The organism is Ensifer sp. LC11 (assembly GCF_001695835.1).
In the GTDB taxonomy this organism is placed as follows: Bacteria; Pseudomonadota; Alphaproteobacteria; order Rhizobiales; family Rhizobiaceae; genus Ensifer.
Genome location: NZ_MBSO01000017.1, coordinates 89,289 through 99,063 on the forward strand (window position 1 = coordinate 89,289; position 9,775 = coordinate 99,063).

The following is a 9,775-nucleotide window of genomic DNA, read 5'->3' on the forward strand; positions in this document are numbered from 1 at the left end:
TAAGCGGAAGCTTACACGCCGGTGAACAGCCACTCGTGTTCGCGGGCGTTGTGGAACTTCCAGACGCGCTTCGGTCCGGCCATGACGTTGAGATAATAGACATCGTAGCCGTGCACGGCAGCAACCGGGTGATAGCCCCTCGGCACCAGTGCCACGTCGCCGTCCTCGACCGCCATGGTCTCGTCGAGCGAGCGGTCGTCAGTGTAGACGCGCTGCATGGCAAAGCCCTGCGGCGGGTTGATCCGGTGGTAGTAGGTTTCTTCCAGATAGCTCTCGGCCGGCAGGTCGTCCTGGTCGTGCTTATGTGGCGGGTAGGAGGAGGTGTGGCCGCCAGGTGTGATCACCTCGACGACGAGCAGCGACTGCGCCGAGCCGTCGTCTTCCGGCATGATGTTGGTGACATAGCGGGTGTTGGTGCCCTTGCCGCGGGTCATTTGCGGATGGGTACCCGGCGGGATGACCTTCGCCTTGAAGCCGTCGCCGCCCGGCGCCGAGCAGATGGCGAGATCGAGGTCGGAGGTTGCGGTTGCCTGCCAGTGGCTGCCCTTCGGCACATAGACGGCATAGGGCTGGCCCTCGAATGGCGTCATGCGCTCACCGAGTTCGCCGAATGCCTCGCCATCGACGGACACCTTCGCCTTGCCGGAAACCAGCACCAGGCAGATTTCCTTGTCGCCGGTTTCCCCTTCGGTCGTCTCGCCGGCCTTCAGTCGCTCAAGCGCGAAACCGACATAGGTCCAACCGGCGCTCTCCGGCGTCACGTTTTGCATCAGGCCTGATTTGGCCTTCGGTTTGACGAGCAGCTTGGACATGTCGATCTCCCTAACTCTTTTCCTGGGGCCCGCCGAACCTGCGGCTTGCCCCTCACCCTAACCCTCTGCCCGCACGCGGGGAGAGGGAACACCGTTTGCGCACTATCACCGCTACTGAGAAGTTCGCGCGGTTGCAGCATATGCCTTCTCCCCGCCTGCGGGGAGAAGGCGGCGGCAGCCGGATAAGGGGTAATCCCGCGAAACCCGGCGACCGAAAGCGCATGCTTACTTGTCGAGCCCGGCTTCCTTGGCGAAGGCCTTCAGCGATTTCAGTCCGAGCGACTGGTATTCGAACGGGTTGCGCACGGCCGAATCCTGTTCCGCCTCGATCACCAGCCATCCGGAATAATTGTGCTCGGCGGCGATTTTCAGCACGGGGAGGAAATCGACACCGCCCTCGCTGTCGCCGGGAACGGTGAAGACGCCACGGCGCACGCCTTCGAGGAAGGAGAGGCCTTCGCCCTCAACGACCTTGCGCACCGCGGTGCGTACGTTCTTGCAATGGATGTGGCGCACACGGTGCATGTATTTATTCGCCACTTCGGCCGGATCGGAGCCACCGAACCAGGCGTGGCCCGTGTCGAGCAGCAGCTTGGTCGCCGGGCCGGTATTCTGCATCAGAAGGTCGATCTCCTCGCCGGTCTGGACGATCGTGCCCATGTGGTGATGGTAGACGAGGTCGATGCCCTGGTCGGCGCAATACTCAGCGATCGCTTCGAGGTCGGCGCCAAACTTCTTCCACTGATCGGCCGGCAGCACCGGCTTGTCGCCCGTGACCGACTTGGTGTCGTCACCATGGATGGCGTTCGAAGTTTCGCAGACGATCGCCACCTTGCAGCCATTGTGCTTCAGCAGGTCGAGATGCGGCTGGATCGCCTTCTTCTCGGCCTCGACGTCATGGGTGAGCAGGTTGGTCGAGTGCCAGCCGGACACGAAGACGAGATCGTAGGAGGCGAGCTTCTGCTTCAGCGCCTCCGGGTCGGTTGGCATCTTGTGACCCTTCTCGATGCCGTCGAAGCCGATCTTCTGGCAATCGCTGAGGCAGTCCTCGAGCGTCAGATGCGCCCCGATCGAATGATCGTCGTCGTTGCTCCAGGCGATCGGGTTGGTTCCGTAGCGGATCATGGTCTGTCGTTTCCTATAGCATTGTCCGCGCAGGCGGATCGTTCGTGTTGTCTCTTTGGCGCGGAAGGAGGGGGCAATGGCCCCTCATCCGGCTGCCGCCACCTTCTCCCCGCGTACGGGGAGAAGGGAAATGCCGTGCCCTCTGCACCTCCTTTCCTCTTGGGGGGAGGGAAGCGCCGTGCTCTCCGCAGTCCCCTCTCCCCGCTAGCGGGGAGAGGGTTAGTCCTCGGGTTTAACTCGAGGAGGGCCGTTCGGTGCGCTTCGTCCGGAAGTCGCAACAGGCAAGAGCGCCCGCGCAGAAAACGCGAGCGCTGTGTTCTCGATCATCCGAAGCGCTGGGCGATGAGAGCCTTCTCGTAGCCCTCACGCGCGTCGTTCACCTGCTTACGGTCCGAAACCTCGGGCACGGCCACATCCCACCAGTGGCCGCCCTCATCAGTGGTGATCAGCGGGTCGGTGTCGATGACGATGACGGTCGTGCGCGGCTCGCTCGCAGTCTCCTTGAGTGCTGCCTCGAGCTCGGAGATCGAGCCGACCTTGCGGGTGACTGCACCCATCGCGCCGGCGTGGGCCGCAAAGTCGATCTGTGGCAGCTCGACGTGGTGGGTGTCCTTCAGGAGATTGTTGAAGTTGGCGCCGCCGGTGCCCATCTGCAGCCGGTTGATGCAGCCGTAGCCAGCATTGTCGAGCAGCACGATGGTGAACTTGGCGCCGAGCATGATCGAGGAGGCGATCTCCGAGTTCAGCATCATGTAGCTGCCGTCGCCGACCATGACGATGACATCGCTCTCTGGTTTCGCGAGCTTGACGCCGAGGCCGCCGGCCACTTCGTAGCCCATGGTCGAGAAGCCGTATTCCATATGATAGCCGCCGGGCTCTTCCGCCTGCCAGAGCTTGTGCAGTTCACCGGGCAGACCGCCGGCGGCGCAGACAAGCGTCGTGTTCTTGCCGCCGCGGGCGCGCTGGACGGCGCCGATCACCTGGGCATCGGAGGGAAGCGGGGCATTGGTGGTGGCCGTCGCCTTGTCGGCAGCGGCGAGCCACTTGGCCTTGCCGGCCTTCGCCTTGGTGGTCCAGCTCGGATCGGCCTTGTGGCTGCCGAGCCCGCCGGAGATGCGGTTGAGGCCGGCGCGCGCGTCGGCAATCAGCGGCAGGCCGTTGTGCTTGCCGGCATCGAAGGGCTGCACGTTGAGGCCGATGATCTTCAGGTCGTCGTTCTTGAAGAGCGCCCAGGAGCCGGTGGTGAAGTCCTGCAGCCGTGAGCCGACCGCGAGAACCACATCGGCCTCCTCCGCAAGCGCATTGGAGGCGGAGGTTCCGGTAACGCCGACCGAGCCCATGTTGAGCGAATGGGAGTGCGGCAGCGCCGACTTGCCGGCCTGGGTCTCGACGACGGGGATACCGTGCCGTTCGGCGAAATCACCGAGCTCCTTGGTTGCTTCCGAATAGAGCACGCCGCCACCGGCGATGATGATCGGCTTCTTCGCTTGCTTCAGCGCCGCGATCGCGGTTGCCAGTTCGTCGAGATCGGGCTCGATGCGGCGCGGCACCCAGACCTTCTCGTCGAAGAAGTTCTCCGGGTAGTCATAGGCTTCCGCCTGCACATCCTGGCAGAGCGACAGCGTGACCGGGCCGCAGTCGGCCGGGTCCGTCAGCACCTGCATGGCGCGGCGCAGCGCCGGGATGATCTGCTCGGGACGGGTGATGCGGTCGAAGTAGCGCGACACCGGACGGAAGCAGTCATTGGCCGAGATCGTGCCGTCGCCAAAACCTTCGACCTGCTGCAGCACCGGATCGGGTCGGCGATTGGCAAAGACGTCGCCGGGCAGGAACAGCACCGGCAGACGGTTGACATGGGCCAGCGCCGCCGAGGTCACCATATTGAGCGCGCCGGGGCCGATCGAGGTGGTGCAGGCCATGAAGCGGCGGCGGAAGCTCGCCTTGGCAAAAGCGATCGCGGCATTCGCCATGCCCTGTTCGTTCTGGGCGCGGTAGGTCGGCAGTGTGTCCTTGATCGCGTGCAGCGCCTCGCCGATGCCGGCGACGTTGCCGTGGCCGAAGATGGCGAAGACGCCGCCGAAGATCGGCACTTTCTTGCCGTCGATGACGGTCATCTGGCGGGTCAGGAACCGCGCCACGGCCTGTGCCATGGTCAGGCGCACGGTCTTCTGGCTCATTGTCTGTTTCCTCCTCGTGGCGGATTGATCCGGTTCCACCCTGCTTGCCGCATTGTCCGACGGGTAACGTCGAGCCTATGCCGCTTTCGTTTCACCCAGTTGCAGCCAGAGATCCACCAACGCCCCAAATTTTCCGGCCATGTCGGTAATCGCCTGCTCGTCGCTCATCGTGCCGCCGAGCCAAGCCTTGCCGGCATCGGCGAAGATCGTGCGGCCGACGGCGAAGCCCTTGACGGTCTTAGAGGTGCGGGCGGCTGCAAATCCGTCCTTGAGCTGCTCATAGGGCGCTTCGAGGCCCAAGAGCACCACGCCGCGGCAGAGCGGATCGCGCGTCTCGATGACGGCGTCGATCGCCGCCCAGGCGCCGCGGCTTGCCTGCGGCTCGAGCTTCCACCAGTCGGGCTTGAGACCGGCATCGTAGAGCTCGTTGAGCGCGCGCGGAATGGTCTGGTCGTCGAGCTTGCCGTGCTTGCCGGCGATGATCTCGATCAGGATTTCGCGGCCGACCTTGCGGGCTGCCTCGAAGGCCGAGCGGAGCTTTGCCACCTGCTGCGCCTTGAGATCGGCCGGATCATCCGGGTGGTAGAAGGAGAGCACCTTGATGCAATGGTCGACCGGCCAGTCGATCAGCCAGCTGCCGAGATCCTGGCTGAATTCGAACTGCAGCGGCCGGGAGCCTGGAAGCTCGATCGGCTTTCCGATCCAGAAATCGCGATGCGCGCCGGCGGCATAAAGCGCGTCGCGGCCATATTTGTCGTCGATCAGCATGCCGAAGCCGGGGCGACCGGCAGCGACCTGTGCGGCGGCCTTCACGGCCAGCACCTTGAAGGCGGGAATGCGGGCAAGCAGCGCCGGGTCGCCGGCGGCGATGTCTTCAAGCTGGCTGCGATGGTCGATCGCGAGCGCCATCAGCAGCGGAATGTCGCGGCGGCGGGTGGTCGCCCAGTGGACGTGGTTGATCGCCTCGTCCTTGCGCAGCGCCCGCTCCTTGCTGCCGTTCTCAAGGAAGAACTGCAGTTCCGTCCAGGTCGGGATTTCAGGCGCACAGAGCAGGCGCGAGACGGCAAAAGCGCCGCAGGCATTGGCCCAGGTGGCAGACGTCGCGTGCGGCTCGTTCCTGAGCCAGCCACGCAGAAAGCCGGACATGAAGGCGTCGCCGGCGCCAAGCACGTTGTAGACCTCGATCGGAAAGCCCTTGCCGACGATGCCGTCTTCGAGATTGTCGGAGATCGGACCGTCATAGACGATGCAGCCCATCGGCCCGCGTTTCAGAACGATCGTCGCCTTGGAAAGCGAACGGATCGTCTTCAGCGCCTGCAAGAGGTCGCTTTCGCCGGACGCGATCAGCACTTCCTCTTCGGTGCCGACGATCAGGTCGCAGTCGGCAAGAACGGTCTTCAGGTGGGCCGAAACCCGATCGGAGGCGATGTAGCGGCTTTCGCCGGCGTCATGGCCGGCCAGACCCCAGAGGTTCGGGCGGTAGTCGATGTCGAAGACGATCCTGGCGCCGTTTTCCTTGGCGATGCGCATCGCCTTGCGCTGGGCGGCATCGGTGTTCGGCTTGGAGAAATGGGTGCCGGAGACGAGGATCGCGCGCGCCGAGCGGATGAACTCTTCCGAAACGTCGTCTTCGCAGAGCGCATTGTCGGCGCAGTTGTCGCGGTAGAAGAGCAGCGGGAAGGACTTGTCGTTTTCGACCGCGAGAATGGCGAGCGCCGTCAACCGCTCCGGATCGGTGACGATGCCACGCGTCTCGACGCCTTCGCGGGTGAGCTGCTCACGGATGAAGCGGCCCATCTGTTCGTCGCCGACGCGCGTCAGGAGCGCCGACTTCAGGCCGAGGCGGGCGGTGCCGACCGAGATGTTGCAGGGGCAACCGCCGACCGACTTGGCAAAACTCGAAACGTCTTCAAGCCGCGTGCCGATCTGCTGGCCGTAGAGATCGACCGAGGCCCGGCCGATGGTGATCAGGTCGAGCGGCTTTGCTCCCTGTGCCGAAACGTTCTGGCTCACTGCTTCCTCCCCGCGGACACCTTGGCGGGCCCGACCATTTTCGTACTGTGGGTGATGGCGGTATGAAACATAAATTCCGACGTTTCGTCAATATGGAATTTTCATTCTATTCGTTCCGTTTGCCTATTCGGCCTCGGCAAGCCGCTGGCGCTTCTCGGCAATGGCAACGGTCAGCGCCATGGCAAAGGCCATGCTGGCGGACAGCGAGCGGAAGCCGGCATGGTCGGCTTCGACCAGTTCGAACCAGACTTTCGAAGACTCTGCGAGCGGCGAGAAGGCCGAATCCGTCAGCGACACGACCGGCACCTTGCGCTCGGCGAGCAGCCGCGCTTGGGCCGCACTTTCGGACGCATAGGGCGAGAAGCTGACGGCAAAGGCTGCGTCGTTCTTCGTTGCCATCGCCAGCATGTCGTCGTCGATGCCGGCGGCCGTTCCGACGAGCTGGTACTTCACCTTCAGCTTGCCGAACGCATAGGCCATGTAGCTGGAGATCGGGTAGGAGCGGCGCTTGGCGATCAGGTAAACCGTGTCGGCCTTGGCCAGGATATCGACGGCGCGCTCGAAGGCCTCCGGGTCGACCGAGGTGGCGATGTTGTCGAGCGAGCGATGGGCGGCGGCGACGAAGCCGTTGAAGATCGAGCCGCTTTCGAGCCTGCTGTGGTCGTTGGCGCTCAGCGCCTTCAGCCGGTCCTCATAGCCGGGTGTCCGCTCACGCAGCCGCGCGCGAAAAATCTGCTGCAGGCTGGAAAAGCCCTCGAAGCCGAAATGCTGGGCAAAGCGCACCAGCGTCGACGGCTGCACCTCGGCGGAGGTCGCGATGCTTGCCGCCGTGCCGAAGGCGATCTCATCGGGATTGTCGAGCGAGTAGGCGGCTACCTGGCGCAGCCGTTTCGGCAGCTGCGCCTTGCGTTCCAGAATGGCGGCCTTCAGCGCCTCGAAATCCTGCGGCACCTCTGTGGTCGTTTCCGGCATGGCCATGTCTCGCTCATCTCCCTCAGTTGTCGTTGTGACCTCACCCTAATCGAATAATCGGGAACGGGATAGAACAGGCATTCCATTTTATTCTTGGAGCATATCCAGCAAAAGTGCGCAGCGGTTTTGCGTCCGGAAATGCGTTGAAAAATAGCCAGCATATCCAGCAAAAGTGCGCAGCGGTTTTGCGTCCGGAAATGCGGTTCCTGAGGCTCCGTCGGGACCGCGCTAGATATGGACCCACTCGTTGGACTTGGCAGACTGATAGGTGGCCGAAAGCACCTTCTGCACCTCAAAGCCTTCGCGGAAATCGGTCGATGGCGACTTGCCGCCGGCGATGGCGTCGAGGAACTCCTTGACCTCGATCGCCTTTAAGTCGTTGAAGCCGATCTGGTGACCGGGCGCCACACAGAAGGCGCCATAGGGCGGATGTTCCGGCCCCGCCCAGATGGTGCGGAAGCCGCGCGTGCGGATGTCGTCGCCGGTCTTGTAAAGACGGATTTCGTTCAGCCGCTCCTGGGTAAAGACGATGCTGCCCTTCGAGCCGTAGATCTCGAAATCGTGCTGCATCTTGCGGCCCGTGGCGATCCAGCTGGCCTCGAAGCTGCCGGTGGCGCCGCTTTCGAAGCGCACGAATGCGCGGGTGATGTCGTCGACCTCGACGGCGCGGGTTTCGCTGGAGCCAGCGGCAACCGGGCGTTCCGGGATCTGGATGACGGTCTCTGCGAGCACCGATTTGATCGGACCGACGAGGTGGCGCATGGAGGCGATGATGTGGCTGCCGATATCGGCGAGCGCGCCGCCGCCGCTGGCCGGGTTCAGGCGCCAGCCCCACGGAACGCTGGCGTCGGCCATGAAATCTTCCGCATGAATGCCGCGCATCGAGCGGATCTCGCCGATCTCGCCGCTTTCGATCATGTCCTTGGCAAGGAAGATCAGCGGGTTCTTGAGATAGTTGAAGCCGACCTGGGTGACGACGCCGGCCTTTTCCGCGGCTTCGACCATCTCGCGGCACTCGGCAACCGTCGGCGCCAGCGGCTTCTCGCAATAGACGTGCTTGCCATGGGCGATCGCCGCCAGCGCCATCTCCTTGTGCAGCAGGTTCGGCGTGGTGATGTCGATGATGTCGATGTCCGGGTCCGTCAGGAGTTCGCGCCAGTCGGCAGTCGCCTTGCGAAAGCCGAGCCGGCCGCGAGCCCGTTCAGCGCTCTCGCCGGTGACGTCGGCGACCGAAACGAGGTCGATCTCGAAGGGCAGGTCAAAGACGCGCGCCGCAATGGTGAAGCCGAGCGCATGGGCCTTGCCCATGAAGCCTGTGCCGATCAGGCCGATCCCGAGTTTGCGTTTGCTGCCCATGCTGAATTCCTCCGTCGCCGTATTGGCTCGAAATGAAATGTTTTGTGCATGATTTGTCAATATGGAATATTTGTTCGAAATGCGGCGGCGATGCCGGATTTGTGCCAAGGGAAACAGCCAGATCTGTGGATTCCAGCTAGGCTCGACCTGACGAAGGGGGAATGTGTTAACGCATTTTTACCATGTTTCGTTGGAACATCGCGCTTCGTCATGGTTAACGAATCGCCTCGGGCTGAACGGGGCGAAGCTGGAGTGAAATCAGCATGTGCCGCTGGGCAGCCTATCGCGGGGAGCCGCTCTATCTCGAGGAACTGGTGACCTCCCCGGCGCACTCGCTGATCGAACAGTCCCATTGCGCGACGCGAGCGAAGACCGCCACCAACGGCGATGGCTTCGGCGTGGCCTGGTACGGCGATCACCCCGAGCCCGGCCGCTACCGCGATATCCTGCCCGCCTGGTCTGACTGCAACCTCAAGAGCATCGCAAGGCAGATCCGCTCGCCGCTCTTTCTTGCCCATGTGCGCGCGGCGACCGGCGGCGGCACCCGGCGCGACAATTGTCATCCCTTCGTCTTCGGTCGCTGGTCCTTCATGCATAATGGCCAGATCGGCGATTTCGAGCATCTGCGCCGGCCGATGGAGAGCATGCTCGATAACGACCTCTATTCGGCCCGTACCGGCACGACCGATTCGGAGCTTCTGTTCCTGCTTGCCATGCAATTCGGGCTCGACCGCGACCCGCTCGGCGCGATCGCCGAGGCGCTGGCCTTCATCGAGCAGCTTGCCGAACACCTGGAGCGCCAGGTGCTGGTGCGCTTCACGGCTGCCTTTTCCGACGGCCACGATCTCTACGCGGTACGCTATGCCTCCGACTGGAAGGCGCCGACGCTTTATGCAGCCCCGATGGGCCCGAGCGGCGGCTATTGCCTCGTCTCCGAGCCGCTCAACGACGACGATAGCGCCTGGGTCGAAATCCCAGACGGAACCGCTGTTATCGTCGGCGAAAACGGCGTCGATGTCCGGCTGTTTTCGACCAAGGGCGCTCCGGTGAGGTCTCGCCACCTGGCGTGAGGCGTCTTCTGAACCCTCAGCGGCTGGCGTCAGCCCCTCATCCGGTGGCCGCCACCTTCTCCCTGCAGGCGGGGAGAAGGACCCCGTGGCGCTCGCTCGGCCGCAAAGCACCCCTTCGCAATTCGCGATTTCTCTAGAGCGTTTCATGTTTTGACGGAAGCGTAGCCGGCGTTTGCGAAGTAATTGCTGCATTCGCCGGGTTGGATGGTTGCGACGAGCGAGCCGATGTGTCGCCAGGTGTCTTCGATCG

General features: G+C 63.5%; 7 protein-coding genes and 1 pseudogene. 1 reads left to right on the plus strand and 7 read right to left on the minus strand.

The features are described from left to right. Positions 1-11 precede the first annotated feature (11 nt). The 6 genes from iolB to BBX50_RS14155 form a co-directional block, all read right to left on the minus strand. Entirely contained in the window at positions 12-812 is an 801-nt protein-coding gene (iolB, locus tag BBX50_RS14130; RefSeq protein ID WP_065775957.1) for a 5-deoxy-glucuronate isomerase, read from the minus strand. 225 nt (positions 813-1,037) lie between these two features. Continuing rightward, entirely contained in the window at positions 1,038-1,937 is a 900-nt protein-coding gene (gene iolE / locus BBX50_RS14135) for a myo-inosose-2 dehydratase (protein ID WP_065775958.1), read from the minus strand. A gap of 323 nt (positions 1,938-2,260) precedes the next feature. Then, the gene (iolD, locus tag BBX50_RS14140) at positions 2,261-4,114 is read right to left on the minus strand and encodes a 3D-(3,5/4)-trihydroxycyclohexane-1,2-dione acylhydrolase (decyclizing) (RefSeq protein ID WP_065775959.1); all 1,854 of its coding nucleotides are present in this window, start codon (positions 4,112-4,114) and stop codon (positions 2,261-2,263) included. 75 nt (positions 4,115-4,189) lie between these two features. Further along, on the minus strand, positions 4,190-6,127 hold the full coding sequence (gene iolC, locus BBX50_RS14145; protein WP_065775960.1) for a 5-dehydro-2-deoxygluconokinase: 1,938 nt from the start codon (positions 6,125-6,127) through the stop codon (positions 4,190-4,192). A gap of 123 nt (positions 6,128-6,250) precedes the next feature. Beyond that, on the minus strand, positions 6,251-7,105 hold the full coding sequence (locus BBX50_RS14150; protein ID WP_065775961.1) for a MurR/RpiR family transcriptional regulator: 855 nt from the start codon (positions 7,103-7,105) through the stop codon (positions 6,251-6,253). A gap of 222 nt (positions 7,106-7,327) precedes the next feature. Then, positions 7,328-8,455, minus strand: coding sequence for a Gfo/Idh/MocA family oxidoreductase (locus BBX50_RS14155; protein ID WP_065775962.1), 1,128 nt, complete (start codon positions 8,453-8,455; stop codon positions 7,328-7,330). A gap of 263 nt (positions 8,456-8,718) precedes the next feature. On the opposite strand from BBX50_RS14155, the gene BBX50_RS14160 reads away from it, so the two are divergent. Further along, positions 8,719-9,525, plus strand: coding sequence for a class II glutamine amidotransferase (locus BBX50_RS14160; protein WP_065775963.1), 807 nt, complete (start codon positions 8,719-8,721; stop codon positions 9,523-9,525). A gap of 143 nt (positions 9,526-9,668) precedes the next feature. Here BBX50_RS14160 and BBX50_RS29905 read toward each other — a convergent pair. Continuing rightward, positions 9,669-9,775, minus strand: a pseudogene (locus BBX50_RS29905) (IS630 family transposase); the annotation flags it as partial.